General features: G+C 68.0%; 24 protein-coding genes and 1 tRNA gene. 15 read left to right on the top strand and 10 right to left on the bottom strand.

Translation table 11 applies throughout. From position 1 onward, the window contains the following. Window positions 1–41: 41 nt before the first annotated feature. Entirely contained in the window at window positions 42–635 is a 594-nt protein-coding gene (locus IEZ15_RS13085; protein WP_189276673.1) for a TetR/AcrR family transcriptional regulator, read from the bottom strand. 123 nt (window positions 636–758) lie between these two features. On the opposite strand from IEZ15_RS13085, the gene paaN reads away from it, so the two are divergent. Continuing rightward, window positions 759–2,459 (top strand): phenylacetic acid degradation protein PaaN, encoded by a 1,701-nt coding sequence (paaN, locus tag IEZ15_RS13080; protein WP_189276671.1) that lies wholly within the window; start codon window positions 759–761, stop codon window positions 2,457–2,459. Window positions 2,460–2,658: 199 nt separating this feature from the next. On the opposite strand, the gene IEZ15_RS13075 is transcribed toward paaN, so the two are convergent. The 3 genes from IEZ15_RS13075 to IEZ15_RS13065 form a co-directional block, all read right to left on the bottom strand. Further along, a complete protein-coding gene (locus IEZ15_RS13075) occupies window positions 2,659–3,300 on the bottom strand; it encodes a TrmH family RNA methyltransferase (protein WP_189276669.1) in 642 nt (213 codons plus the stop codon). 125 nt (window positions 3,301–3,425) lie between these two features. Beyond that, entirely contained in the window at window positions 3,426–4,784 is a 1,359-nt protein-coding gene (locus tag IEZ15_RS13070; RefSeq protein ID WP_229845863.1) for an HTTM domain-containing protein, read from the bottom strand. After that, window positions 4,679–5,440, bottom strand: coding sequence for a DUF5819 family protein (locus tag IEZ15_RS13065; protein WP_114245479.1), 762 nt, complete (start codon window positions 5,438–5,440; stop codon window positions 4,679–4,681). Before IEZ15_RS13065 ends, IEZ15_RS13070 begins: the two co-directional genes overlap by 106 nt. A 119-nt stretch (window positions 5,441–5,559) precedes the next feature. Between IEZ15_RS13065 and paaA the strand changes: the two genes are divergently transcribed. The 6 genes from paaA to IEZ15_RS13035 all read left to right on the top strand — a co-directional run bounded on the left by paaA (window position 5,560) and on the right by IEZ15_RS13035 (window position 10,418). After that, window positions 5,560–6,564, top strand: a complete 1,005-nt coding sequence (gene paaA, locus IEZ15_RS13060; RefSeq protein ID WP_189276666.1) for a 1,2-phenylacetyl-CoA epoxidase subunit PaaA — start codon at window positions 5,560–5,562, stop codon at window positions 6,562–6,564. After that, a complete protein-coding gene (gene paaB, locus IEZ15_RS13055; RefSeq protein WP_093548044.1) occupies window positions 6,561–6,851 on the top strand; it encodes a 1,2-phenylacetyl-CoA epoxidase subunit PaaB in 291 nt (96 codons plus the stop codon). Before paaA ends, paaB begins: the two co-directional genes overlap by 4 nt. Next, window positions 6,848–7,549, top strand: coding sequence for a 1,2-phenylacetyl-CoA epoxidase subunit PaaC (paaC, locus tag IEZ15_RS13050; RefSeq protein WP_189276665.1), 702 nt, complete (start codon window positions 6,848–6,850; stop codon window positions 7,547–7,549). Before paaB ends, paaC begins: the two co-directional genes overlap by 4 nt. Next, window positions 7,543–8,049 (top strand): 1,2-phenylacetyl-CoA epoxidase subunit PaaD, encoded by a 507-nt coding sequence (gene paaD, locus IEZ15_RS13045; RefSeq protein WP_189276664.1) that lies wholly within the window; start codon window positions 7,543–7,545, stop codon window positions 8,047–8,049. The genes paaC and paaD overlap by 7 nt, the downstream gene beginning before the upstream one ends. After that, window positions 8,050–9,108: a 2Fe-2S iron-sulfur cluster-binding protein gene (locus IEZ15_RS13040; RefSeq protein WP_189276663.1), complete on the top strand. Its 1,059-nt coding sequence runs from the start codon at window positions 8,050–8,052 to the stop codon at window positions 9,106–9,108. Window positions 9,109–9,221: 113 nt separating this feature from the next. Beyond that, window positions 9,222–10,418, top strand: coding sequence for an acyl-CoA dehydrogenase family protein (locus IEZ15_RS13035; protein ID WP_189276662.1), 1,197 nt, complete (start codon window positions 9,222–9,224; stop codon window positions 10,416–10,418). A gap of 86 nt (window positions 10,419–10,504) precedes the next feature. On the opposite strand, the gene IEZ15_RS13030 is transcribed toward IEZ15_RS13035, so the two are convergent. The 4 genes from IEZ15_RS13030 to IEZ15_RS13015 all read right to left on the bottom strand — a co-directional run bounded on the left by IEZ15_RS13030 (window position 10,505) and on the right by IEZ15_RS13015 (window position 14,657). After that, window positions 10,505–10,849 (bottom strand): rhodanese-like domain-containing protein, encoded by a 345-nt coding sequence (locus IEZ15_RS13030; protein ID WP_114245485.1) that lies wholly within the window; start codon window positions 10,847–10,849, stop codon window positions 10,505–10,507. A gap of 46 nt (window positions 10,850–10,895) precedes the next feature. Continuing rightward, entirely contained in the window at window positions 10,896–11,852 is a 957-nt protein-coding gene (locus tag IEZ15_RS13025; RefSeq protein WP_189276661.1) for a J domain-containing protein, read from the bottom strand. 59 nt (window positions 11,853–11,911) lie between these two features. Continuing rightward, the gene (locus IEZ15_RS13020) at window positions 11,912–13,363 is read right to left on the bottom strand and encodes a DUF2252 domain-containing protein (RefSeq protein WP_189276660.1); all 1,452 of its coding nucleotides are present in this window, start codon (window positions 13,361–13,363) and stop codon (window positions 11,912–11,914) included. Window positions 13,364–13,511: 148 nt separating this feature from the next. Beyond that, entirely contained in the window at window positions 13,512–14,657 is a 1,146-nt protein-coding gene (locus IEZ15_RS13015; RefSeq protein ID WP_189276658.1) for an ABC-2 transporter permease, read from the bottom strand. A gap of 92 nt (window positions 14,658–14,749) precedes the next feature. Here IEZ15_RS13015 and IEZ15_RS13010 point away from each other — a divergent pair, with 92 nt between their 5' ends. Further along, window positions 14,750–15,220 (top strand): MarR family winged helix-turn-helix transcriptional regulator, encoded by a 471-nt coding sequence (locus IEZ15_RS13010; protein ID WP_114245489.1) that lies wholly within the window; start codon window positions 14,750–14,752, stop codon window positions 15,218–15,220. A 90-nt stretch (window positions 15,221–15,310) separates the two neighbouring features. On the opposite strand, the gene IEZ15_RS13005 is transcribed toward IEZ15_RS13010, so the two are convergent. Further along, the gene (locus IEZ15_RS13005; RefSeq protein ID WP_114245490.1) at window positions 15,311–15,655 is read right to left on the bottom strand and encodes a winged helix-turn-helix transcriptional regulator; all 345 of its coding nucleotides are present in this window, start codon (window positions 15,653–15,655) and stop codon (window positions 15,311–15,313) included. A 125-nt stretch (window positions 15,656–15,780) separates the two neighbouring features. Here IEZ15_RS13005 and IEZ15_RS13000 point away from each other — a divergent pair, with 125 nt between their 5' ends. Next, window positions 15,781–16,392, top strand: a complete 612-nt coding sequence (locus IEZ15_RS13000; protein WP_189276657.1) for an FMN-dependent NADH-azoreductase — start codon at window positions 15,781–15,783, stop codon at window positions 16,390–16,392. Window positions 16,393–16,619: 227 nt separating this feature from the next. Here the strand turns inward: IEZ15_RS13000 and IEZ15_RS12995 are convergent. After that, window positions 16,620–16,702, bottom strand: a tRNA-Leu gene (locus IEZ15_RS12995). Window positions 16,703–17,017: 315 nt separating this feature from the next. Between IEZ15_RS12995 and IEZ15_RS12990 the strand changes: the two genes are divergently transcribed. The 6 genes from IEZ15_RS12990 to pknB all read left to right on the top strand — a co-directional run bounded on the left by IEZ15_RS12990 (window position 17,018) and on the right by pknB (window position 25,085). Continuing rightward, window positions 17,018–17,908, top strand: a complete 891-nt coding sequence (locus IEZ15_RS12990; RefSeq protein ID WP_114245492.1) for an FHA domain-containing protein — start codon at window positions 17,018–17,020, stop codon at window positions 17,906–17,908. Window positions 17,909–17,918: 10 nt separating this feature from the next. Beyond that, window positions 17,919–18,434: an FHA domain-containing protein FhaB/FipA gene (locus tag IEZ15_RS12985; RefSeq protein ID WP_093895021.1), complete on the top strand. Its 516-nt coding sequence runs from the start codon at window positions 17,919–17,921 to the stop codon at window positions 18,432–18,434. 129 nt (window positions 18,435–18,563) lie between these two features. Continuing rightward, on the top strand, window positions 18,564–20,057 hold the full coding sequence (locus tag IEZ15_RS12980) for a Stp1/IreP family PP2C-type Ser/Thr phosphatase (RefSeq protein ID WP_189276656.1): 1,494 nt from the start codon (window positions 18,564–18,566) through the stop codon (window positions 20,055–20,057). A 23-nt stretch (window positions 20,058–20,080) separates the two neighbouring features. Then, window positions 20,081–21,481, top strand: coding sequence for an FtsW/RodA/SpoVE family cell cycle protein (locus IEZ15_RS12975; RefSeq protein ID WP_189276655.1), 1,401 nt, complete (start codon window positions 20,081–20,083; stop codon window positions 21,479–21,481). Continuing rightward, window positions 21,478–22,935 carry a penicillin-binding transpeptidase domain-containing protein gene (locus IEZ15_RS12970; protein ID WP_189276654.1) on the top strand — a complete coding sequence of 486 codons (1,458 nt, stop codon included), beginning with the start codon at window positions 21,478–21,480 and terminating at the stop codon, window positions 22,933–22,935. The genes IEZ15_RS12975 and IEZ15_RS12970 overlap by 4 nt, the downstream gene beginning before the upstream one ends. A 167-nt stretch (window positions 22,936–23,102) precedes the next feature. After that, window positions 23,103–25,085: a Stk1 family PASTA domain-containing Ser/Thr kinase gene (gene pknB, locus IEZ15_RS12965; RefSeq protein ID WP_189276653.1), complete on the top strand. Its 1,983-nt coding sequence runs from the start codon at window positions 23,103–23,105 to the stop codon at window positions 25,083–25,085. Window positions 25,086–25,225 lie beyond the last annotated feature (140 nt).

The raw sequence follows: 25,225 nt of genomic DNA, 5'->3' as shown, positions 1-25,225 counted from the left end.
GCCGAAGGATGGTGGTCCGGGCCTGTCCGGCCGTCAACGGCTCAGCGGCTGGACCGCATCCCCTCGAAGGCCACCCGGACGAGCGTGTCCGCCAGCCGCTCCCCGTCGACGCCGCCGTCCGGTTGCGGCCGATACCACTCCACCAGGGAGTTGACCATCCCGAACAGCAGCCGTGTCACCAGCCGTATGTCCACGTCGGAGCGGAGATCGCCGTCCGCGACCGCCGCCCTGAGCAGATCGGTCACCCGATGGTCGAACTCGCGCCGCCGCTCCATGGCCCAGCGCTCGGTCTTCGTATTGCCCCGTACGCGCAGCAGCAGCGTGACGTAGGGCAGTTCGGCTATCAGCACATCGACGGTACGACGGGTGACGTACTCGACCCGCTCGATCGCACGTCCCTGCATCGCTCCCGGCTCGTCGAGGATCCCGAAGAGCCCGTCCAGCGCCCGGCTGACCGCACGGCGGAGCAGTTCCTCCTTGCCCGCGACATGGTGATAGATGGACGACTTGGAGATGCCCGCCGCCTTGGAGAGATGCTCCATGGACGTGCCGTCGTAGCCGCGCTCGTTGAAGACACGGACGGCGACGGTGAGCAGAGTCTCCGGGGTGTACGTGTCCCGCTTGGCCGTGGTCATGTCCGCGATCCTCCCCTACGAGTTGTCCACAGGTTTGGCGGGCCCCCTTGTCCCGACCGATCGTTCGGTTACTCTAACTCTGTCCGCCCGTCCCTGCCCAGCTCGATGAGGAGTTGGTCCGTCATGGCCGCCGAGCTCTCCCCGCACCTGCTGTCCGAGAAGCACCGCCCCACGCTCGACCAGGCCCTCGACGCGATCCGTACGCGCGCCTACTGGTCCCCGCATCCCGAGCACCCGAAGGCATACGGCGAGGGCGGCGTCCCCGGCAGCCTGAGCGCCACCGAGGGCAAAGCGGCCTTCGACGCCGTGCTGCACACCCGGCTCGACCTCGGCCAGCCGGGCACCGACGGCTGGACGGGCCAAGAGACCTCTCCTTACGGACCGGAGCTCGGCGTCGAATATCCGCACGCCGACCTGGACGTCCTGCTGCCGGCGATGCGCACGGGAATGGCTGCCTGGCGTGCGGCAGGCCCCGAGACCAGGGCCCTGGTCTGTCTGGAAATCCTGGCGCGGATCAGTGCCAGGACCCATGAGTTCGGCCACGCCGTGATGCACACCAGCGGCCAGGCCTTCATGATGGCGTTCCAGGCGGGCGGCCCGCACGCCCAGGACCGCGGCCTGGAAGCGGTGGCATACGCGTACGAGGAGCAGGTCCGTACCCCGCAGAGCGCCGACTGGTCCAAGCCGCAGGGCAAGCGCGACCCGCTCCAACTGCACAAGTCGTTCACCCCGGCACCCCGCGGCATCTCGCTCCTGATCGGCTGCAACACGTTCCCCACGTGGAACGGCTATCCCGGCCTCTTCGCCTCCCTGGCCACCGGCAACCCCGTCCTGGTCAAGCCGCACCCGCGCGCCGTGCTTCCGCTCGCGCTCACGGTGCAGCTGGCCCGCGAGGTGCTCGGCGAGGCGGGCTTCGACCCCAACCTGGTAGCTCTTGCGGCCGAGCGGCCGGGCGAAGGCATCGCGAAGACCCTCGCGGTCCGCCCCGAAATCAAGATCATCGACTACACCGGATCCACCGCCTTCGGCGACTGGCTGGAGACCAACGCCCGCCAGGCCCAGGTCTACACGGAGAAGGCCGGAGTCAACACGATCGTCCTCGACTCCACCGACAACTACCAGGGCATGCTCGCCAACCTGGCGTTCTCCCTGTCGCTGTACAGCGGCCAGATGTGCACCACTCCGCAGAACCTGCTGATCCCCCGGGACGGCATCACGACCGATGCCGGCGACAAGACGTACGACGAAGTCGTCGACGACATCGCCGCCGCGGTCAACGGACTGCTGGGCGACGACGCCCGGGCGAACGCACTGCTCGGCGCCCTGGTCAACCCCGACGTGAAGGCCCGCCTGGAGGCAGCCGCGGACCTGGGCGAAGTCGCCCTGCCCTCCCGCGAGGTGGCCAACCCGGAATTCCCAGGCGCCGTGGTCCGCACCCCCGTCGTCGTCAAACTGGACGGCACCAAGCCCGACGACGAGGAGCACTACCTGTCCGAGTGCTTCGGACCGGTCTCCTTCGCAGTAGCGGTCGACTCGACAGCCGACGCCGTGGAACTGCTCCGCCGCACGATCCGCGACAAGGGCGCGATGACGGTAGGCGCGTACACCACCTCACCGGAGGTGGAACGCGCGGTGGAGGACGCCTGTCTGGAAGAGTCGGCCCAGCTCTCGCTGAACCTGACTGGCGGGGTGTACGTCAACCAGACCGCGGCGTTCTCCGACTTTCACGGTTCGGGCGGCAACCCCGCAGCGAACGCGGCCCTGTGTGACGGAGCCTTCGTAGCAAGCCGCTTCCGCATGGTGGAAGTCCGCCGCCAGGCGTAATCCTCCGCTCCTCCGCCCCCGTGATCTTCCGGGCTCCCCAATCAGCCTCTCCGACGTTTGAGGAGCGGGGGTCCGGGAGGGGGCGGAGCCCCCGGTTACGGGAAGAGGCGGGCAGGGGAAAAGACCCGCCGCAGGCGTCCACCCGTGCCCACACCCACCTACCTCAAAACCCCGGCCCTCCCTCCGGGCGCCCGGCCCTCTACTCCCGCCCCGCCCCCTGAATCTCCGCATACCGCTGCACCCACGCATGCATGGCAATCGCAGCCGCAGCCCCCGCATTGATCGACCGCGTCGACCCGAACTGCGCAATGGAGCACACCATCGCCGCATGCTTTCGGGCCTCCTCGGTCAGTCCGGGCCCTTCCTGTCCGAAGAGCAGCACACACCGCCGCGGCAGCTCGGTCCGCTCCAGTGGCACCGCCCCCGGCAGATTGTCGATCCCGATGATCGGCAACCCCTCCGCCACCGCCCACGCGGTCAGCGATTCTGTGTCGGGGTGGTGCCGCACATGCTGGTACCGGTCGGTGACCATCGCACCGCGCCGGTTCCAGCGCCGCCGCCCCACGATGTGGATCTCCTTGGCGAGGAAGGCGTTCGCGGTGCGCACCACGGAGCCGATATTGAAATCGTGGCCCCAGTTCTCGACCGCCACATGGAAGTCATGCCGCCGCAGATCCAAATCGGCGACGATCGCCTCCCGTGTCCAGTACCGGTAGGCGTCGCCCACGTTGCGCCGGTCGCCGTGGGCAAGCAGCTCGGGGTCGTACCGCTCGTCCACGGGCCAAGGCAGCGGATGCGGCCCGACGCCGATCTCCGTCACGAATCCGTCGTCGTACTGCATGGGTTCCGTCGCCGGCTCGGATCCGACGGACGGTTCACGTCCGAGCCCTCCGGACGCTTCGGTCGACGAATCCCCGCCGTTACTGCCTGTATTACCGGTGCTGCTACTGCTGCCGCTCTCACTACTCACCCGACGAGCGTATGGCCCCCGTCGCCGCTGTGCTGCAGAGTCTCCTGGTCGTCGACGGCACGCCGCTGCCCCGGCACCTTGCCCCTGCGCGAGAACAGCAGCTCCCGCCCGTGGGTCACCCGGCCGCCGAGCCACACCAGGAAGACGGTCGGCAGGAAGACGGAGTCGGCGGCGATCATCGCCATCGAGAAGAACGGCAGCCCGAGCAGCAGGGCGATTCCGGCGTGCTCACACATCATGACGACGAGCAGGACGTTCTTGACCCGGCGGTTGAGCAGGGTGAAGGGGAAGGCAACCTGGACGATGACCGTGCCGTACGTCAGCAGCATCACCATGACACCGCTGGACGCGAGGATGTCCGACAGCCCGGGCCAAGGCGTGAAGTAGTCGAGCTTGAGCGGGTAGTACAACGCCGTGCCGTCCTGCCACCGCGAACCCTGGATCTTGTACCACCCTGCTGTCGCATAGATCAGGCAGACCTCGGCCATGATGACGACGAGGGTCGCGTTGTGGGCGAGATTGGCGACGACATCCAGCAGGGTGCGCGCTTCGTTGTGCGGCGCGTAGCGATTCACGGCCCACCAGGCACCCTGGCCGACCCAGAGGATCCAGAAAAGAACCGGCAGCCACCAGGTACCGCCGAGGCCATCTGTCACGGTGGCCACGGTCAGAACCAGACCGAGTACCACCCAGAGAACCGGACCGGCCACATCCCGCCGCACCGAACGTCGCGGACCATTGTCCTCCGCATCCACATCCGCCACACGGACCGCACGCGCAGCACGCCGCGCATCCAACGACCAGACCTGCCCGCAGCGCGTCAGCACGAGGTAGATCGCCATCAGATGGATGACGTTGTCGCCGCCGTCTCCCATGAAAATGCTGCGGTTCTGCAGGGAGAGCACACCGGCCATGAAGAGGACCGACATGGCGCGGGTGCGCCAGCCGACCATCAGCAGCGCGGCGGAGAGCAGAGCAACCGCGTACACGATCTCGAACCAGACCGTGCTGTCCGACCACATGAGTGTGGTGAAGGCCTGATTGCCCGATATGAGTTGCTGCGCCATGTCCCAGCTCCACGGCGCGTCGGGTCCGTACATCTCGTGGCGGTGCGGCAGTTCGCGCAGCAGGAACAGCAGATAGGTGGCGGAGAAACCGATCCGGATGACGGCGGTCTGGTACGGGCCCAGAGCCGAGGAAGTGATGCGCTGGATACCGCGGGCGAGCTTGCGGTCGAAGGTGAACTTACTCACTTGTCCGCCCCCTTGGCGTTCTCGGGAAGGTCGGCGGGGGTTACGGTCCACCACGGCAGCACCCGGTAGGACGGCTCCGTGCTGATCTTCTCCTCGCTCCATCCGGGTGCCGCGACGGACCGCACCTCGGAACGGATCTGGATGCGCTCGACGGTGCCGCCGTAGTCGTGTTCGCCGAGGCGCAACATCGCGATGCGGCGGATGTAACGCTCGGAGAACTCTCCGCGCAGGCCGTTCGCCCGGTTCTCGTTGTCATGGGAACCGAGATAGAAGTCCCAGGCACGACGGAGCTCGTTCTGATGGATGTGGCTGGGGAGCGGATTGCCGCGTATCGCCTTGCCGTCCTCACCGGAGAGACTCATCCAGGGGGTGGTGCGGCGGCCGTCGGCGCCGGCTATCTCGGCTCGTACATGAATGGCCACATTCTGCTGAAGCGGGTTCGGGGCGAAGAGCTTCCAGTTCTGCTCGAACTCGGGATAGACCCAGTCGTCGACCGCTTCGCCGTGCTGCTTGGTCAGGGTGTTGGAGGGTGCGACGTGCAGGAACACCATGGCCAGCTGAGCGCAGGCGACCAGCCCGATGACCGACAGTGCGATCGCGGCAACGATCTGGTACGGAAGTGAGAGTGCAGCCATGCCGACACGGGGACCTTGACCCGCCCCCCGACCGGCGCCGGACGACGCGTCCTCGCTCTGCCCCGGCCCTGGCCCGGCGCTCCCGTTCCCGCTCCCGACACCCCTGTCGTCGTACGAATCCATCCCGCCCCGATCCCCGTCGATCCCCGGTGAGTTATCCACAGGGTTGACACCCTACGGGCCGCCGACTCACCATTGAAGAAATTGAACCGAACGATCGGTCGGTCGGTAGGGAGTCCGGGATGACGGCAGTGACTGCGGACCAGACAGCGCAGGCAGGAGCAGGCAGGCCCGAAGGGGCGGACGAGGCCCTGGAGGCGGCCTTCGATCGTGCGGTGGCGGCGGACGAGCGCATCGAGCCGCGCGACTGGATGCCGGATGCCTACCGTGCCTCACTGGTCAGGCAAATGGCCCAGCATGCCCACTCCGAAATCATCGGAATGCAGCCGGAGGCAAACTGGATCTCGCGAGCGCCCTCGCTGCGCCGCAAGGCGATCCTCATGGCCAAGGTGCAGGACGAAGCCGGACACGGGCTCTATCTGTACAGCGCCGCGGAAACCCTCGGCACCGGCCGCGAGGAGCTGCTCGACAAGCTCCACGCAGGCCGCCAAAGGTATTCATCGATCTTCAATTACCCGACGCTGACCTGGGCGGACGTCGGCGCGATCGGCTGGCTCGTGGACGGCGCCGCGATCACCAACCAGGTTCCGCTCTGTCGCTGCTCCTACGGCCCGTACGCCCGAGCGATGGTCCGTATCTGCAAGGAGGAGTCTTTTCACCAGCGTCAGGGTTACGAACTGCTGCTCACCCTCAGCCGCGGCACCCCGGCACAGCACGAGATGGCGCAGGACGCGGTGAACCGCTGGTGGTGGCCGTCCCTGATGATGTTCGGCCCGCCGGATGACGCATCGGCCCACTCGGCACAGTCAATGGCCTGGAAGATCAAGCGGCACTCCAACGACGAGCTGCGGCAGCGCTTCGTGGACATCTGTGTCCCACAGGCCGAGGCGCTGGGGCTCACCCTCCCGGACCCGGACCTCCGGTGGAACGAGGAGCGTGGACAGCACGACTTCGGGGCGATCGACTGGCAGGAGTTCCAGGAGGTCCTCAAGGGCAACGGCCCGTGCAACGAGCAGCGCCTCACTCAGCGCCGCCGGGCGCACGAGGAGGGCTCCTGGGTCCGGGACGCGGCGGTTGCGTACGCCGAGAAGCACACAGCAGTACGGAACGGGGAGGCAACAGCATGAGCAGCTCGACCGAATGGCCGCTTTGGGAGGTGTTCGTGCGTTCGCGCCGCGGGCTGTCCCACACCCACGCGGGCAGCCTGCACGCCCCGGACGCGGAAATGGCCCTGCGCAACGCGCGCGATCTGTACACGCGCCGCTCCGAGGGCGTCTCCATCTGGGTGGTCCCGTCCGCACAGGTCACGGCCTCCTCGCCCGACGAGAAGGACTCCTTCTTCGAGCCGGCCGGTGACAAGCCGTACCGGCACCCGACGTTCTACGAGATCCCGGAAGGGGTGAAGCACCTGTGACCGCGGCCCTCGCCCTGGGCGACGACGCGCTGGTGCTCTCGCACCGGCTGGGGGAGTGGGCGGGCCACGCCCCCGTACTGGAAGAGGAAGTGGCCCTGGCCAACATCGCCCTGGACCTGTTGGGACAGGCCCGGGTGCTGCTCTCCCTTGTCGGGGACGAGGACGAGCTGGCGTATCTGCGCGAGGAGCGCGCCTTCCGCAACGTCCAACTGGTCGAGCAGCCGAACGGCGACTTCGCCCACACCATCGCCCGCCAGCTCTACTTCTCCACGTACCAGCGACTGCTCTACGAGCAGCTGGCGACCGGCGAGAGTCCGTTCGCCGGGCTGGCGGCGAAGGCGGTCAAGGAGGTCGCCTACCACCAGGACCATGCGGAGCGCTGGACGCTGCGGCTCGGCGACGGCACGGCCGAGAGTCATGAGCGGATGCAGCGCGGGGTCGTCGCCCTGTGGCGGTTCACCGGCGAGCTGTTCCAGCCCGTCGAGGGCGTGGAGATCGACTGGCGGTCGCTGAACAGCGGCTGGCTGGAGTCCGTCACCGCAGTGCTGCAGCAGGCCACGCTGACCGTACCGGCCGGCCCGCAGTTCGGAGCGTGGACGGCGGGCGCGGGACGCCAGGGCATCCACACCGAACCCTTCGGCCGGATGATCGCCGAGATGCAGCACCTGCACCGCAGCCACCCGGGGGCGTCATGGTGACCGAAACGCTCCTGGAGGAGGAGCTGCACCGGCTGGCAGGCTCCGTACCCGATCCCGAACTGCCCGTGCTGACCCTGGACGAGCTGGGGGTGCTCCGGGGCGTGGACGTGGTGGCACCCGGCAAGGTCACGGTGCGCCTCACCCCGACCTACACCGGCTGCCCGGCGATCGAGGCCATGTCCGTCGACATCGAGCGGGTGCTGCACGACCACGGCATACCGGAAGTCTCCGTGGTCACCGTGCTCTCGCCTGCCTGGTCCACGAACGACATCAGCGCGGAAGGGCGGCGCAAGCTGGCCGAGTTCGGCATCGCGCCCCCGCGCCCGCACAATGCGACGGCCCCCGCGGGCGGCCCGGTGCCGCTCACGCTCTCGGTCCGCTGCCCGCACTGCGGCTCGACCGATACGGAGCTGCTGAGCCGGTTCTCCTCCACCGCATGCAAGGCACTGCGCCGCTGTGTGACGTGCCGCGAACCGTTCGACCACTTCAAGGAGTTGTAGATGTTCCATCCGCTCCGGGTCCGCGCGATCGAACGGCTCACGGACGATTCGGTGGCCCTCACCTTCGCCGTGCCGCCCGAGCTGCGCGAGACCTTCCGCCACAAGCCCGGCCAACACCTCAATGTGCGCTACAACGTCGACGGCGAGGAGATCCGCCGCTCGTACTCGATCTGTTCCCCGGCCACCGAGGAACCATCGGATCCGGCGCTACGGGTGGGCATTCGGCTCGTCGACGGAGGCGTGTTCTCCACGTACGCGCTCAAGGAACTCGCCGTCGGTGACCTGATCGAGTCGATGCCCCCGATGGGCCGCTTCGTGCTCACGCCCCGCGCCGGACATTTCGCGGCGATCGTCGGGGGCAGCGGGATCACCCCGGTGCTGTCGATCGCGGCGACACTGCTGGCGCGGGAGCCCGACGCCAGTTTCTGTCTGATCCGCAGCGACCGGACGGCGGTCTCGACGATGTTCCTGGACGAGGTCGCCGACCTCAAGGACCGCTATCCGGACCGGTTTCAGCTGGTCACGGTGCTCTCCCGGGAGGAGCAGCAGGCAGGTCTCCCTTCCGGCCGGCTGGACGGGGACCGGCTCACCGCGCTGCTGCCCGCGCTGCTGCCCGTGCCGGAGGTGGACGGCTGGTATCTGTGCGGGCCGTTCGGACTGGTACAGGCCGCCGAACGCGCGCTGCACGGCCTGGGCGTCGACCGGACCCGTATCCACCAGGAAATCTTCCATGTGGACGACGGCCCGAACGCACCTGCCCGTACCCGGGCCGAAACGCCTGCGCACAGCAGCCTCACCGCGACTCTGGACGGCCGATCCGGCACATGGCCGGTACAGGAGGGCGAATCGCTGCTGGAGACCGTGCTTCGCAGCCGCTCCGACGCGCCGTACGCCTGCAAGGGCGGTGTGTGCGGGACCTGCCGGGCGTTCCTGGTCTCGGGCGATGTACGGATGGACCGCAATTTCGCGCTGGAGCCCGAAGAGACGGGCGCCGGCTATGTGCTGGCGTGCCAGTCGCATCCCGTCACTCCGGAGGTGGAGCTCGACTTCGACCGCTGACCGCGCCCGCTCTCCGTCTCCTTCCCCCTGTTCCCTTCTCGTAGAACCTGTTCTATCTTGACGATCCGTCAGATCTGGGTACGGGAGCAGCGGTTCACGGGAGGCCAGGGACAGTGGACTTCACCTTCACCGAGGAACAGCAGGCAGCCATTGAGGCAGCGAGAGCAGTCTTCTCGGGCGCTGCGCCCGACGGGGTGCCCAGCCCCGCTCTCGTACCGGGAGCGGTGGCCGAGGACATCGACCGGCCTCTGTGGGCAGGGCTCGCCGCAGGCGACCTATTGAGTCTGACGCTGTCGCCGGAGCATGGCGGGGCCGGGCTCGATCTCGTCGCGCTCTGTCTGGTGCTGCGTGAGTCCGCCAAGGTACTTGCGCGGGTGCCGCTGCTGGAGACGTGCGTGGTCGCGATGGCGCTCCAGCGCTACGGCGACGCGGGGCTGGCCGTCGAGCTGCTGCCCCGGGTCGGCCGGGGCGAGCTGGTACTCACCGTCGGGGCCAACGGCCGCACCGGCCACGATCCGGCCGAGCTCGCTGTCACCGCCCGCCGGGAAGCCCCCGCGGGCAACCGGCCTGGCGAGGGGCCTGGCAACGCCCCCGACGACGCCGACGGTGATGCTGCGGGCTGGGTACTCGACGGGGTGCAGTCAGGGGTGCCGTGGGCACAGGCCGCGGACTGGATCGCGGTCCCTGCCCACACGGGCGAGGGCCGGGCCGTTGTGGCCCTGATCCGGTCCACCCACGACGGCGTCACTCTCGCCGAACAGGTCTCCACCAACGGTGAGCTGTTCGCCGAGGTCCGGCTGGATTCGGTACGGATCGACAGCCGTGCGCTGATCGACACCGTCGGGGCCTGGGAGTGGTTGCGCGCCCTGCTCATCACCGGGACGTGCGCGCTCGCGCTGGGCCTGGGCGAGGCTGTGCTGACCATGACGAGCGAATACACCGGCAAGCGCGAGCAGTTCGGCTTTCCCGTCGCGACCTTCCAGTCCGTCGCCGTACAGGCCGCGGACCGTTACATCGACCTGAGGGCCATGGAAGTGACGCTCTGGCAGGCGGCCTGGCGGATCTCCACCGGGGCCGGCGGTGCGCTTCCCGCTGAGGGCGACATTGCCGTAGCGAAGATCTGGGCGTCCGACGGTGTCCGCCGGGTCGTGCAGACGGCACAGCATCTGCACGGCGGCTTCGGCGCGGACACCGACTACCCGCTGCACCGCTTTCATGCCTGGGCGAAGCAGGTCGAGCTCTCCCTCGGCCCGGCGGCGGCACACGAGGAGGCGCTGGGCGACCTACTGGCCGCGCACCTCCTCAGCTGACACCGGCCAGGCCTCGGACAACACAGGTCGAGCGTCCGCTCGGCACTCCAGCAGCCCGGCACTCCGGCAGCCGAGCGGTCCCGATCTCAGAGCACGAAAGCCGGGTTGCCGTTGTCGGTGACCATCGGGCGTCCGGCACCGTCCCAGGCGAGCAACCCGCCATCGATGTTCACAGCATCGATGCCCTGCTGCACCAGATACTGGGTGACCTGGGCGGACCGGCCACCGACCCGGCACATCACATGCACGCGCCGACCGTCCTCGGCAGCTTCGGTCAGCTCACCGAAACGGCCCACGAAGTCACTCATCGGAATGTGCAGGGCGCCTGCGACATGCCCGGCCGCCCATTCGTCGTTCTCCCGGACGTCCAGCACAAAGCCGTCCGACGGAACCGCCGCGACATCCACCGAGGGCAGCGGGGCGAAATTCATGGGTCATGCCTTCTCTCGTACGTACGCTCCAGAGTCACCGGGAACGCTACTGCACCAGACCCGCCAGCTCCGCCTCACGCTGAGCGACCTCGCCCAGCAGCTGATCGGCGATCTCGTCGAGCAGCCGGTCCGGATCGTCGGGCGCCATCCGCAGCATGGCCCCGATCGCGCTCTCCTCGAGCTCCTGGGCGAGCACCGTCAGGAGTTCCTTGCGCTGGGTCAGCCAGTTCAGCCGGGCATAGAGCTCCTCGCTCTCGCTGAGCTCCGCCTCCGGCACCTCCGGCCCCGCCGCCCACTCCTGCGCCAGCTCCATCAGCAGCGCCTCGTCCCCTCGCCCATAAGCAGCGTTGACGCGGGTGATGAATTCCTCCCGGCGTGCCCGCTCCGTCTCGTCCTGCGCCAGGTCCGGGTGGGCCTTGCGCGCCAGCTCGCGGTACAGCTTGCGTGCCTCCTCGGTCGGCCGGACCCGCTTGGGCGGCCGGACCGGCTGCTCGGTCAGCATCGCCGCCGCCTCGGGGGACAGCCCGTCGGAGTCGATCCAGTCGTGGAACAGCTCGTCGATGCCCGGCATCGGCATCACGATCGCCCGGGCCTCCTGCGCCTTGCGGAGGTCTTCGGGGTCACCGGTCCTGGCGGCCCGGGCCTCCGCGATCTGCGCATCGAGCTCATCGAGGCGGGTGTACATCGGCCCGAGCCTCTGGTGGTGCAACCTGGAGAAGTTCTCGACCTCGACCCGGAAGGTCTCCACCGCGATCTCGAACTCGATCAGCGCCTGCTCCGCCACCCGCACAGCCTTGGCGAGCCGAGCCTCGGGCCGGGCTCCCTCAGCAGTTCCATCGGCAGCGCCGCCAGTACTGTCGTCAGTCCCAGCGGCAGCGTCGGCTTCCGAACCGGCACCAGCATCGGCACCGGCCGGCCCTCCGTGCTGCTCGTGCTGCCGGTCGTTTTCCTGCCGGTCATCGTCGTTCCGGGTGGTCGACACCCCGGCGGCTTCGTGGGTCACCCGTCCAGCGTATGGCCACCGTCCACGCCCCGCGGACGCGCGGTCGGCCCAATGCCCCCTCACACGCCCGGTTCGGCGGCTATCCGCCCCGAACCGATGGCCCGCACCAGCTCCGCGTGGTCCGCCTCAGTACGGTCCGCGTACGTCACCGCGAACGCCGCCACCGCCTCGTCCAGCTCCTCGTTCTTGCCGCAGTAGCCCGCGATCAGCCGCGGGTCGGCGCTGTGCGCATGGGCCCTGGCCAACAGCGCCCCGGTCATCCGGCCGTAGTCGTCGACCTGGTCGGCTGCCAGTGCTGCCGGGTCCACACTGCCCTTGCGGTTCCTGAACTGCCGCACCTGGAACGGGCGCCCGTCGACGGTGGCCCAACCCAAAAGAATGTCGCTGACAACCTGCATCCGCTTCTGCCCGAGCACCACACGGCGCCCCTCGTGCGCCACCGCCGCCACATCGAACCCGACAGCCGGGAGGTAGGGCGCCAGCACGGACGGCCGTGCCTCCTTCACCTGCAGTACCAAAGGCTCGCCACGGTGATCGAGCAAGAGCACCACGTACGACCGGGTGCCGACGCTCCCCGTGCCGACCACCCGGAACGCCACGTCGTGGATCGCGTATCTGGCGAGGAGCGGTACCCGGTCCTCCGAGATCGTGCCCAGATAGTCGCCGAGTCCTGCCGCCACGGCCGCGGCCTCCTCGTCCGGCACCCGCCGCAGCACCGGCGGCGCGTCTATGAAGCGGCGTCCACCGTCCCCGGAATCCTCGGTGGACTTGGCAGCGAAGCGGGCGCTGGTGTTGTTACGGGCCTTCTCCGAGACCCGCTCCAGGGTGCCGAGCAGATCCCGCGCATCCGCGTGCGAGACCAGCTCCTCGTCCGCGATGGCGTTCCAGGCATCGAGCGCGGGCAGTCTGGCCAGCAGCCGCATCGTCCGCCGGTATGCGCCCACCGTGTCGTATGCGCCCTGGCGGCAGGTGTCCTCGTCCGCTCCTGCCTCGCGTCCGGCGAGCACGAGAGAAGTGGCGAGACGCTTGAGGTCCCATTCCCAGGGGCCGAACACGGTCTCGTCGAAATCGTTCAGATCGATGACCAGGCTGCCCCGCGCATCGCCGTACAGCCCGAAATTGGCCGCGTGCGCATCGCCGCAGAGTTGGGCGCCCACCCCGCTGAGCGGCGTGCCCACCAGGTCATGGGCCATCAGCCCGGCCGAGCCACGCAGAAACGCGAACGGTGTGGCCGCCATCCGCCCCACCCGGATCGGGGCGAGACCGGGCACCCTGCCCCGGCTCGACTCCTCGACCGCCTGCACGGCATCGGGCCGCCCGGCCGGAAGATCAAGGGCGGAGTGAGAGGCCCTGGGCACCCTCTCCCGCAGCGCCTTGCCCGCCCCCCTGGGCGACTGCGGCGCACCCTTGCCCATCACAGTCGCCCGACGCGCGAATCCGGGCACGACCGGAATGCGCGGATCATCTGTCACAGCCCGCTGAACCGGCACTGTCGCTTCGATTTCGCCCATGGCGCGCAGCCTCCCCCACCTTCGCCCTGCGCTCCCGGCCCCATGCCCTGTCGCAGATCAATTGCGACGAAGGTACCGCCGTCCGCCGAAAGCCGTCTGCCCCTGTGGAAAACCGACCTCACGGCCTGTGGACAACACTCTGTCCTGGTCAGACGCCGACGGCCGCCTCCTCCAGTTCTTCCTCCAGGTCTTCCTCGTCGTCCGCCTCGGTCCGGGCTTCGGCCTTGACGTGCCGCCCCCGGCCCTGTGCTCCCCCGGCCTCGGCGGACCCGACGACGGCGCCGGCCTGAGCCGCCTCCACGGCGGCCCTCCGCCGCTTCGCCTCGGCCAGCCCTGCCGCACCCATCACTGCCAGGCCCACCACGAACCAGAGCGCGAGCACCAGCACATGCCGGCCGAGCGCGTGTCCGCCGAAGTACACATGGCTGCGTACACCCTCGACGAAGCCTGCACCGTTCCAGAAGGAGTGCAGCGCACCGAAGAAGCCGGGCTGCAGCTCGGGCCGGAAGATGCCGCCGGAGCTGGTGAAGTTGAGCATCACGAAGAGCACCATCACGCAGAGCGTCGTCCACCGCTTGAGGAAGGTGTGCAGCCCGACGCCGATCAGCAGAATGCCCAGCGAGTAGAGCCAGGCCATCGCCCAGAGACCGCCGAGCCCGTGGTCCACGAGACCGAACAGCGGACCGGCGAGGACCGCTCCGATCAGGCTCACTGCCAGGGACGCGGCAACCGTCAGAACGGCCCGGATCCGCAGCGCCAGCACCGCGCCCGCACCACCGATCACCGCGACCGATGCGTACGAGCCGATACTCACCGCGACCAGCAGGAAGAAGATGCCCTGACCGGTCGGATCGCCGTCAGCGGTCGGTGCCGTGTCCGTCACCTTCAGCGGGTCCCCCTCCGCGGCCGCAACCTTGGTGAAGACCTTTTCGACCACCGTGGCGCTGGTGTCCGATGACGCGCCGGCCACCAGCAGCTCGGGGTGCTTCCCCGGCAGGTAGGCACCGTAACTCGCCTGCGTCCTGAGGTGGTTCACGGCCGTCGCGCGATCGGGGACCGTGCGCACACTCAGCGCCCCGTCACCCTTGTCCTGCAGCGTCTGCGCGAGCACCTGCGCTCTCGGCCCCGACCCGACCACGTCCACCCGCAGATCGTGCGGCTCAGGAGCGTGGAACGCCCCGAGGTAGGCAAGCCCCATGCCGATGCACATCAGCAGCGGCGTGACGAGATGGCTCAGCACATGACGCAGAGCGGCGGCGGTGGAGCCGGCGGCGGCGCTCGGGCCTGACGACATACGGAACACTCCAAATAGTTGGCTTTTACAACTCCTAACTCGTTGTACTATACAACTGAAATCCCGAGGAAGGCGAAGAGGAAGGCGGAGCAGTGCCAGGCACCCCCGGAGAACGCCAAGAATCACTGGATGTCATCCAGCGCGAACTGACCGCCTTCGCGCGCCGCGCGCGCGCCGCGGCGGCCCGCCTCCATCCAGAGCTACCCCTGGTCTCGTACACGCTGCTGGCGCACATCGACGACCGGCACGGCTGCCGCGCAACGGATCTGGCCGCGCACTACATGCTGGACAAATCGACAGTCAGCCGACAGATCGGCGCCCTGGAGAAACTGGGACTGGTCGAGCGACACCCGGACCCGAACGACCACCGCATCCAGGTGCTGCACCCCACCGAGGCCGGAACCCAAGCGCTCGCATCAACACAAGCCAGCCGCCGCTCCGCCTACCAGGAGCGCCTCGCGGACTGGACGGCGGACGACCTCGCCGGCTTCGCGGAGTACCTGCTGCGCTACAACGCGGCGGGCGACACGAGCACGACCTCCCCGCAGACGCCGAAGGCCTGACCCGGCAGAACATCCTCCGGCCCGCTACAACCGGCGCGACGGCCAGGACGCATCCTCAGACCCCCACCCGCCCGCGGTATCCGGCACGCGTCAGCAGGGGCCGTCGGAGGTCAGGTACGTCTTCGACCAGTGAGCCAGCTCCTTGAGCGCGGGCTCCATCGCGGCGCCGGCCCGGGTCAAGCGGTACGAAACCCGCAGGGGTGGCCCCTCATCGACCTCGCGGACAACCAGCCCGGCCGCACCCAGCTCGGAAAGCCGGTCCGAGAGCATGCGCTCACTGATGCCCGGAATCGCCCGCCGCAGGTCCGCGAAGTGCACCGGCTGCCGCATCAGCACCGAGACGATCGGCCCCGTCCAACGCTTGCCGAACAGCTCGAAGACGCGGGTGATGCCCACGTCGACGCGCTGACACGCCTGCTCGCTGTGCTCCGCCATACGCCCAGGGTACTGCGCCGCCGTACTGGACTTACGAATAGTAAGTACCTATGTTATTACTAGGTACGAACAATAAGGCCTGCTCATCCGCCCGCCGTCATCCCTAGATATCCGTGGAGACCCCCGTGGCCACACTTCTGCACCTCGATTCCGCCGTCTTCCCCGAGGGCTCCGCGTCGCGCGATGTCAGTGCCGCCTTCGTGCAGGCCTGGCGTGAGCAGCACCCCGACGGGCAGGTTGTCTACCGTGATCTCGCCGCCGCCCCGCTGCCCCACCTGGACGCCGCAGCCGTCGCCGCCGGCGCCGAGGACCCGCTGCGCCGCGAGCTCGCAGACGAGCTGACAGCGGCGGACGCCGTTCTGATCGGCGCCCCGATGTACAACTTCAGCATTTCGTCCACACTGAAGGCCTGGCTCGACCATGTGATCATCGTCGGCCACAACGCGGGCCCGGACAGCCCCGTGACGGGCACCCCGATCACCGTCGTCGCCAGCCGCGGCGGCTCGTACGCCGCCGGCACCCCGCGCGAGGACGCCGAGTTTGTCCAGAACTACCTGGAGAAGCTGCTGACGAGCATGTTCGGCGCCGAGGTCGATTTCATCGTCCCGGAACTGACGCTGGCCCGGTCCAAGCCCTCCATGGCCGAGCTCATTCCGCTCGCCGACGCCTCCCGCACCCAGGCGTTCACTGCGGCCACAGAGAAGGCCAAGGCCCTCGCCGCCCGCCTCGCAGCCTGATTCGTACGGCACAGAGCCGAGCAGGGCCCGCAGGAGCCGGGACCCGAACAGCAGCCCGCGGAGGTCAAGGCTCCGCGGGCTGCGACGCCCCCACAAGCCCCGCTAAGCCCACAAACCCTGAAAGCCTCATGCCATCACAGGACGCCCCGAATCCGGCGTTTCACGTGAAACCAAACCCGGGAACGAAGAAGCCCCACAGACCGTTGGCCTGTGGGGCTTCTCTCTTGTGCGCGAGGGGGGATTTGAACCCCCACGTCCCTAAGGACACTGGCACCTGAAGCCAGCGCGTCTGCCGTTCCGCCACTCGCGCAAGAGTGATGTTTCCGGACTCTCTCACCGTTTGGTGCGAGCGCCTGGCGACATCCGGAAGATTAGCACGCTGGACAGGGTGGATTCACATCCGTTGTTTCACCGAACGCCTGGCGGGAACCGGGAACGCCGTGCGGCCGCCCCCACTCCTCCTCAGTACACCCCGGGTGCGGGACACTGTCAGGAGGCCGCCTCTACGATCCGTGTGAGAGGTGACACTCATCCACAGGGCAGACAAGGGGAACCAGCCGATTTCCCCACGCGTGGATACGATCAGTAAGCAGTACAGGGACGACTACAACGGAGGAGGTGCCCCATGGGAGTCATGAAGCGTTTCGAGCAGCGTCTCGAAGGTCTGGTCAATGGCACCTTCGCCAAGGTCTTCAAGTCCGAGGTCCAGCCGGTCGAGATCGCGGGAGCCCTCCAGCGCGAGTGCGACAACAACGCAACAATCTGGAACCGTGAGCGGACCGTCGTCCCCAACGACTTCATCGTCGAGCTCAGCACCCCGGACTACGAGCGACTCAGCCCGTACTCCGGCCAGTTGGGCGACGAACTCTCCGGCCTGGTCCGCGACTACGCCAAGCAGCAGCGGTACACCTTCATGGGCCCCATCAAGGTCCATCTGGAGAAGGCCGACGACCTCGACACCGGGCTCTACCGGGTGCGCAGCCGTACCCTGGCGTCGAGTTCGTCACAGCAGCAGGACCCCCAGGGCCGGCAAGGACAGCAGAGCCACCCGGGACAGCACGGCCAGCCCCCCCACCCGGGCCCGGGGCGGCCTGCACAGCCCACCGGAGGTTACGGCTACCCGCCCAGCTCCGCCCCGCCCATGCCCGCGGCGCCGCCGCCGGGCACGGGCAGGCCCGGGGCGCCCAGTACCGACCGGCACCCGCCGGCCGGGCCCAGCCCCCTGCCGAACGCGCAGGTGCGGCGCTGGATCGAGATCAACGGCACCCGCCATCAGATCTCCCGCCCGACGCTGGTGCTGGGACGCAGCACCGACGCCGACGTGCGGATCGACGACCCCGGCGTATCGCGCCGGCACTGTGAGATCCGGACCGGAACGCCCTCGACGATCCAGGATCTCGGGTCTACCAACGGCATCGTGGTAGACGGGCAGCACACAACCCGCGCTACGCTCCGCGACGGCTCGCGGATCGTCGTGGGCAGCACCACCATCGTTTACCGGCAAGCCGAAGGGTGAAGCGGGGGCAATGTCAGAGCTGACCCTGACGGTCATGCGGCTAGGTTTCCTGGCTGTTCTGTGGCTGTTCGTGATCGTGGCCGTCCAGGTCATCCGCAGCGACCTGTTCGGAACGCGCGTCACGCAGCGCGGCTCACGCCGCACTGCGACCGACGCGCGGCCGCCACAGGCACGCCAGAATGCCGCGGCACCGCCGCAGCAACGTCAACAGCCCGGCCGTCAGCGCCGGGGGGCACCCACAAAGCTGGTCGTCTCCGAGGGCACACTCACCGGCACCACGGTGGCGCTCCAGGGGCAGACCATCACGCTGGGCCGTGCCCACGACTCAACGATCGTCCTGGACGACGACTACGCGTCCAGCAGGCATGCCAGGATCTACCCCGACCGTGACGGCCAGTGGATCGTCGAGGATCTCGGGTCCACCAACGGCACGTATCTCGACCGGACCCGACTCACCACCCCGACACCTGTTCCGCTGGGCGCGCCGATCCGGATCGGCAAGACCGTCATCGAGCTGCGGAAGTAGTACGACAATGAGCGAGCGGAGCGAGCAAGCCGCGGCGGTCCGGGCAACGGACCCGGCCCGGCTCCCGACCGGAGGGTGGGCAGTGTGGCTCGAGACCGGCTGTACCCCGAGCCGACGGGAGAGGTGCGCATGAGTCTTTCCCTGCGCTTCGCCGCCGGATCGCACAAGGGCATGATCCGGGAAGGCAACGAGGACTCCGGCTACGCCGGTCCGCGCCTTCTCGCCATCGCCGACGGCATGGGCGGCCAGGCAGCCGGCGAGGTCGCCAGCTCCGAGGTGATCTCCACGCTCGTCCAGCTCGACGACGACGTCCCGGGCTCGGACATCCTCACCTCGCTCGGCACGGCGGTCCAGCGGGCCAACGACCAACTGCGCATGATGGTCGAGGAGGACCCCCAGCTGGAGGGCATGGGCACCACGCTCACCGCCCTGCTCTGGACCGGCCAGCGCCTCGGCCTCGTCCACGTCGGCGACTCCCGCGCGTACCTGCTGCGCGACGGCGTGCTCACCCAGATCACCCAGGACCACACCTGGGTGCAGCGGCTGGTCGACGAGGGCCGGATCACCGAGGAAGAGGCCACCACCCACCCGCAGCGCGCTCTTCTGATGCGTGCCCTGGGCAGTGGCGACCACGTCGAACCCGATCTCTCCATTCGTGAGGTCCGGGTCGGCGACCGCTATCTGATCTGCTCCGACGGGCTGTCCGGCGTCGTCTCCCACCAGACGATGGAAGAGACCCTCGCCAGTTACCAGGGCCCCCAGGAGACCATCCAGGAACTGATCCAGCTCGCCCTGCGCGGCGGCGGCCCGGACAACATCACCTGCATCGTCGCCGACGTCCTCGACGTCGACAGCAATGACACCCTGGCCGGGCAGCTCAACGACACCCCGGTCATCGTCGGCGCGGTCGCCGAGAACCAGGCCGCCCAGCTGAACGATGGCGGCGCCATGCAGACCCCCGCCGGACGAGCGGCCGGCCTCGGCCGTCCCGTCCAGCCGCCGGCAGGCGGCTTCGGTCCGCCCGGAAGCGGTGACGACGTCGGCTACGGCGGAATGCCGGACGGCTCCTTCGACGCGTACACCGACGACGACTTCATCAAGCCCGGCGGCGGCCGCAAGTGGCTCAAGAGATCCTTCTACGTCGTGCTCGCGCTCGCTGTCATCGGCGGCGGTCTCTACGGCGGCTACCGCTGGACCCAGAACCAGTTCTATGTCGGCGCGAAGAACGAACATGTAGCGCTGTTCCGTGGCATCAGCCAGGACCTGGCCTGGGTCTCGCTCTCGAAGGTCGAGAAGGACCACCCCGAGATCGAACTCAAGTACCTGCCGCCCTACCAGCGCAAGCAGGTCGAGGCGACCATCGCCGAGGGCAACCTCACCGCCGCACGCGAGAAGATCGGCGAACTCGCTGTCCAGGCATCCGCCTGCGAGAAGGACGCCCAGCGACGCGCGGCCGAGAAAGCCCGCTCCGACGAGGGCCAAGCCGGTGGTACGGGCTCGGACGTCAACAAGACATCCGTCGCTTCCGGCGCCACCAAGACCAAGCCGACCGCAACTCCCACTCCTGGTCCCAGCCTCTCGGAGGAAGAGAAAAAGCTGGTCCCGCAGTGCGGTAAGCAGTAAAGCCGTAGGGGGCCTTCAGCACCATGAGCGTTGTCACCAACACGACCACGATCGGCGCGATCGACGCACCGAGCCGCCGCAACACCGAACTGTTTCTGCTTCTCTTCGCCGTCTTCATCTCGGTGTTCGCTTACGCCAACGTGGGCCTCGCCCTCAGTGGCGAACTGCCCTCCGGCATGCTCGGATACGGACTCGGGCTCGCGCTGCTCGCAGGCGTCGCACATCTCGCGGTCCGCAGATTTGCCCCCTACGCGGACCCGCTTCTGCTGCCGCTGGCCACCTTGCTCAACGGCCTGGGGCTGGCGATCATCTGGCGCCTGGACCAGTCGGAAAGATTCCAGGCGCTGAAGACCTTCGCACCCGCTGCGTCCAAACAGCTGATGTTCTCCGCTGTCGGCGTCGGGCTGCTCGTCGTCGTACTGGTGGCCCTCAAGGACCACCGCATCCTGCAGCGCTACACCTACATCTCCATGGTCGTCGCGCTGTTCCTGCTGATCCTTCCGGTGTTCTTCCCCGCCGTGAACGGCGCCAAGATCTGGATCCGGATCCCGGGTGTAGGCACCATCCAGCCCGGTGAATTCGCCAAGATCATCATCACGGTCTTCTTCGCGGGCTATCTGATGGTCAAGCGCGACGCACTCGCTCTGGCCAGCCGTCGCTTCATGGGGCTGTACCTGCCGCGGGGCCGTGACCTCGGGCCCATCCTCATGGTCTGGGCCTTCTCGATCCTGATCCTGGTCTTCGAGACGGATCTGGGCTCTTCCCTTCTGTTCTTCGGCATGTTCGTCGTCATGCTGTATGTGGCCACCGAGCGCACCAGCTGGATCGTCTTCGGTCTGCTGATGTCCGCGGTCGGCGCCGTCGGTGTCGCCTCGTTCGAACCGCACGTCCAGCAGCGCGTCACTGCCTGGCTCGACCCCTTCGCGGGCTGGGGCAAGGAAGCCGCCAGCGAGCAGATGGCCAAGTCCCTGATGGCCTTCGGCTCCGGCGGCACCCTCGGCACCGGGCTCGGCCAGGGCAATTCCGACCTGATCGGCTTCGCCGCCAACTCCGACTTCATCCTCGCCACCGTCGGCGAGGAGCTCGGCCTCGCCGGGATGATGGCCATCCTTCTCGTCTACGGTCTGATCGTCGAGCGCGGTGTCCGTACCGCGCTCGCTGCCCGCGACCCCTTCGGCAAGCTTCTCGCGATCGGGCTCTCCAGCTCCTTCGCCATTCAGGTCTTCGTCGTTGCCGGCGGTGTCATGGGACTCATTCCGCTGACCGGTATGACCATGCCGTTCGTCGCGGCGGGCGGATCGTCAGTGATCGCCAACTGGGCCCTGATCGGCATCCTGCTCCGTATCAGCGACACCGCGCGCCGCCCCGCGCCGGCCCCAGCCCCATCACCCGATGCCGAGATGACCCAGGTGGTCCGACCGTGAACAAGCCCCTTCGCAGGATCGCGATCTTCTGCGGGCTGCTCGTCCTCGCTCTCCTGGTCCGGGTCAACTGGCTTCAGTACGTACGTGCCGACGAACTGAATGCGAATGAGCACAACCGCCGCGTCCAGATCGAACGGTACGCACACGAGCGCGGCAACATCATCGTCGACGGAGAGCCCGTCACCGGGTCCGTCGAGACCAAGGGCAGCGACTTCAAGTACAAGAGGGTCTGGAAGAACGGCCCCATGTGGGCCCCCGTGACCGGCTACTCCTCGCAGGCGTTCGACGCATCGCAGTTGGAGAGCATCGAGGACGGAATCCTCACCGGCAACAGCGATCAGTTGTTCTTCAACCGCACGCTGTCTCTCTTCACCGGCGAAAAGAAGACCGGCGGCAACATCGTCACGACCCTCAACGGCGCCGCCCAGAAGGCCGCCTTCAAAGGGCTTGGTGACAAGAAGGGTGCAGTAGCCGCGATCGACCCGCAGACCGGCGCCATCCTGGCCCTCGTCAGCACCCCCTCGTACGACCCCTCGGTCTTCGCGGGCAATTCCCTCAAGGACGCGGATGCTCGGCAGCAGCTCCTGAAGGACAAGGACAAGCCGATGCTCAACCGGGCATTGCGCGAGACCTACCCTCCGGGCTCGACCTTCAAGGTCGTCACCGCCGCGGCTGCGCTGGAGAACGGGCTGTACACCGGCATCGACGAGCCCACCAAGTCGCCGCTGCCCTACCGGCTCCCGCTGACCACCGGCAACCTGGAGAACGAGGGCAACATCCCGTGCGAGAACGCCTCGCTCCGGGAGGCGCTGCGGGTGTCCTGCAACACCGTCTTCGGCAAGATCAGCGATGACCTCGGCAACCAGAAGATGATCGACCAGGCCAACAAGTTCGGCTTCAACAAGGAGATCTTCACTCCGGTACGGGCCGACGCCAGCGTCTACCCCAAGGACAACCGCCCGCAGAACGCCATGGCCGGCATCGGCCAGGCATCCAACCGCGCCACCCCGCTGCAGATGGCGATGGTCGCCGCCGCGGTCGCCAACGACGGCAAGCTGATGCAGCCGTACATGGTCGCCGAGCGCAAGGCCCCCAACCTGGACGTGATCTACACCCACGAGAAGGAGCAGCTCAGCCAGCCCCTTTCGGGTGAGAACGCCCAGAAACTCCAGCAGATGATGGAGACCGTCGTCAAGAACGGCACGGGGCAGCGGGCCAAGATCCCCGGCGTCACCATCGGCGGCAAGACCGGTACGGCCCAGCACGGTCTCAACAACAGCGAGAAGCCGTACGCCTGGTTCATCTCGTACGCCAAGACCGACAGCGGCTCCCCGGTCGCCGTCGCCGTGGTCGTCGAGGACGGCCAGGCCAACCGCGACGACATCTCCGGTGGCGGTCTGGCCGCCCCGATCGCACAGGCTGTAATGAAGGCGGTCATCGACAGCAAGAAGTGATGCCTGTCACATCGGGTGCCATACCTGCACATTGGGATACCGGTCAGATATCAGGTCCGGACTCCGGGCCGATCAGGTAGTGCGCGGCCGGTAGCGTATGCGCGAGCAGCACACCGCCGGACCGCACACCGGTGCGGTCGGGACTGACGGAGAGGGCTGGAACAGTTATGGAAGAGCCGCGTCGCCTCGGCGGCCGGTACGAGCTGGGCTCGGTGCTCGGCCGTGGTGGCATGGCCGAGGTCTACCTCGCACACGACACCCGGCTCGGCCGCACCGTAGCTGTGAAGACGCTGCGGGCCGATCTGGCCCGCGACCCGTCCTTCCAGGCCCGGTTCCGCCGTGAGGCCCAGTCCGCCGCCTCGCTCAATCACCCGGCGATCGTCGCTGTCTACGACACCGGTGAGGATTACGTCGACGGGGTCTCCATCCCGTACATCGTGATGGAGTACGTCGACGGGTCGACGCTCAGGGAACTTCTGCACTCCGGCCGCAAGCTGCTGCCCGAGCGCACCCTCGAGATGACCGTCGGCATCCTCCAGGCGCTGGAGTACTCGCACCGCGCAGGCATCGTCCACCGCGACATCAAACCGGCGAACGTCATGCTGACGCGCACCGGCCAGGTCAAGGTCATGGACTTCGGTATCGCCCGCGCCATGGGCGACTCCGGTATGACGATGACCCAGACCGCGGCCGTCATCGGCACCGCCCAGTACCTCTCCCCGGAACAGGCCAAGGGCGAGCAGGTCGACGCGCGCTCCGACCTGTACTCGACCGGTTGCCTGCTCTACGAGCTGCTGACGGTCCGGCCGCCGTTCATTGGGGACTCACCCGTCGCGGTTGCCTACCAGCACGTACGGGAAGAGCCGCAGAAGCCCAGCAACTTCGACCCCGAGATCACGCCCGAGATGGACGCGATCGTGTTGAAGGCCCTGGTCAAGGACCCCGACTACCGCTACCAGTCGGCCGACGAGATGCGCGCCGACATCGAGGCCTGCCTCGACGGCCGACCGGTCGCCGCCACCGCGGCGATGGGTGTGCCGGGTTACGGCGGCTACGACGGTTACGGCAACGACCAGCCCACCACCGCGCTGCGCGCCGCGGACCAGAACGGCGCGCCCACGTCCATGCTGCCCCCGGTCAACCCGGACGACGGCGGCTACGGCTACGACGACCGCCCGGACCGTCGCCGCCAGAAGAAGAGCAACACCTCGACGATCCTGCTGATCGTCGCGGGCATCCTGGTGCTCATCGGCGCGATCCTGATCGGCCGGTCGGTATTCAGCAACGACAACGGCAACAGCGGCAAGGTCGATGTGCCGAACATGGTCGGCTCGACCGTGAAGGAAGCACAGAAACTCGCGGAAACCTCCGACGTCATTCTCAAGGTCGGCTCGCGCGAACCCTGCGAGGAACAGCCCAAGGGCAAGATCTGCAGCCAGACCCCGGACGCCGATGGCACGATGGCGGAGAAGGACACCGTCACGGTCGTCGTCTCCACCGGCGCGCCGAAGGTCGAGGTCCCGAGCGTCGTGGAGAAGACAGAGGAGACCGCCCGCAAGGAGCTTGAGGCCAAGGGCTTCACGGTGAACGTCACCACGGTCGAGTCCGAGAAGACCGCGAATACGGTCATCAAGCAGGACCCCGACGGCGGCACGAAGGCCGAGAAGAACTCCGAGGTCACGATCACGGTTGCCAAGCAGGCCCTGCTGGACCTCCCCGACGTTCGCACCCGTACGTACCAGGATGCAGAGGCCCAGCTCAGGGGCATCGGGTTCACAACCATCTCGCGTGTCGACGTCGACTCGCCCCAGCCGGTGGACACCGTGGTTGAGCAGTCCCCCGGAGTCGGCAAGCAGGCCAAGAACGCCCCGATCGTCCTGAAGGTCTCGAAGGGTCCGCCGCAGCCGGAGAAGGCAACGGTTCCCGACCTTCAGGGCAAGACCCTCGGGGAGGCGAAGGCCCTGCTGGCCCAGGTGGGTCTGCAGATCGGCCAGGTGCAGGGACCGAATGACGACAACGCGATCGTTGTCACCTACCAGCCCAATGTGGGCCAGCAGGTCGACAAGAACAGCGCGGTCAACGTCCAGACCATGCCGGGCGGTGGAGACGGCAACATCTTCGGCGGCCCGTCCGGCTCACGTCGGCACTGACCCCGAATCGCGACTGCCATCGGGCCCCAGTCACCGCAACGGTGACCGGGGCCCTTTGCGGTGTCCGCAGCGATGCCCTCTGCTCTGACATACCGCACATGCAGCCGTAACTCGATCGTGTCTTCATATGTGCCGATTCG

It is taken from the genome of Streptomyces atratus (assembly GCF_014648655.1).
GTDB lineage: Bacteria > Actinomycetota > Actinomycetes > Streptomycetales > Streptomycetaceae > Streptomyces > Streptomyces atratus.
The sequence above is the reverse complement of the archived record's forward strand: the minus strand, read 5'-3'. Positions and strand labels throughout refer to the sequence as shown.

Excerpts from the sequence above, each read along its gene's own strand:
- IEZ15_RS13020 (WP_189276660.1), bottom strand. The coding sequence starts at position 13,363 with ATGGGCGAAATCGAAGCGACAGTGCCGGTTCAGCGGGCTGTGACAGAT.
- paaN (WP_189276671.1), top strand. The coding sequence starts at position 759 with ATGGCCGCCGAGCTCTCCCCGCACCTGCTGTCCGAGAAGCACCGCCCC.
- paaA (WP_189276666.1), top strand. The coding sequence starts at position 5,560 with ATGACGGCAGTGACTGCGGACCAGACAGCGCAGGCAGGAGCAGGCAGG.
- IEZ15_RS13030 (WP_114245485.1), bottom strand. The coding sequence starts at position 10,849 with ATGAATTTCGCCCCGCTGCCCTCGGTGGATGTCGCGGCGGTTCCGTCG.
- IEZ15_RS12990 (WP_114245492.1), top strand. The coding sequence starts at position 17,018 with ATGGGAGTCATGAAGCGTTTCGAGCAGCGTCTCGAAGGTCTGGTCAAT.
- IEZ15_RS12980 (WP_189276656.1), top strand. The coding sequence starts at position 18,564 with ATGAGTCTTTCCCTGCGCTTCGCCGCCGGATCGCACAAGGGCATGATC.
- IEZ15_RS13040 (WP_189276663.1), top strand. The coding sequence starts at position 8,050 with ATGTTCCATCCGCTCCGGGTCCGCGCGATCGAACGGCTCACGGACGAT.
- pknB (WP_189276653.1), top strand. The coding sequence starts at position 23,103 with ATGGAAGAGCCGCGTCGCCTCGGCGGCCGGTACGAGCTGGGCTCGGTG.
- IEZ15_RS13085 (WP_189276673.1), bottom strand. The coding sequence starts at position 635 with ATGACCACGGCCAAGCGGGACACGTACACCCCGGAGACTCTGCTCACC.
- paaD (WP_189276664.1), top strand. The coding sequence starts at position 7,543 with ATGGTGACCGAAACGCTCCTGGAGGAGGAGCTGCACCGGCTGGCAGGC.
- IEZ15_RS12975 (WP_189276655.1), top strand. The coding sequence starts at position 20,081 with ATGAGCGTTGTCACCAACACGACCACGATCGGCGCGATCGACGCACCG.
- IEZ15_RS13015 (WP_189276658.1), bottom strand. The coding sequence starts at position 14,657 with ATGTCGTCAGGCCCGAGCGCCGCCGCCGGCTCCACCGCCGCCGCTCTG.
- IEZ15_RS13065 (WP_114245479.1), bottom strand. The coding sequence starts at position 5,440 with ATGGATTCGTACGACGACAGGGGTGTCGGGAGCGGGAACGGGAGCGCC.
- IEZ15_RS12985 (WP_093895021.1), top strand. The coding sequence starts at position 17,919 with ATGTCAGAGCTGACCCTGACGGTCATGCGGCTAGGTTTCCTGGCTGTT.
- IEZ15_RS13005 (WP_114245490.1), bottom strand. The coding sequence starts at position 15,655 with ATGGCGGAGCACAGCGAGCAGGCGTGTCAGCGCGTCGACGTGGGCATC.
- paaB (WP_093548044.1), top strand. The coding sequence starts at position 6,561 with ATGAGCAGCTCGACCGAATGGCCGCTTTGGGAGGTGTTCGTGCGTTCG.
- IEZ15_RS13075 (WP_189276669.1), bottom strand. The coding sequence starts at position 3,300 with ATGCAGTACGACGACGGATTCGTGACGGAGATCGGCGTCGGGCCGCAT.
- IEZ15_RS13070 (WP_229845863.1), bottom strand. The coding sequence starts at position 4,784 with ATGGAGCGAGGAGAAGATCAGCACGGAGCCGTCCTACCGGGTGCTGCC.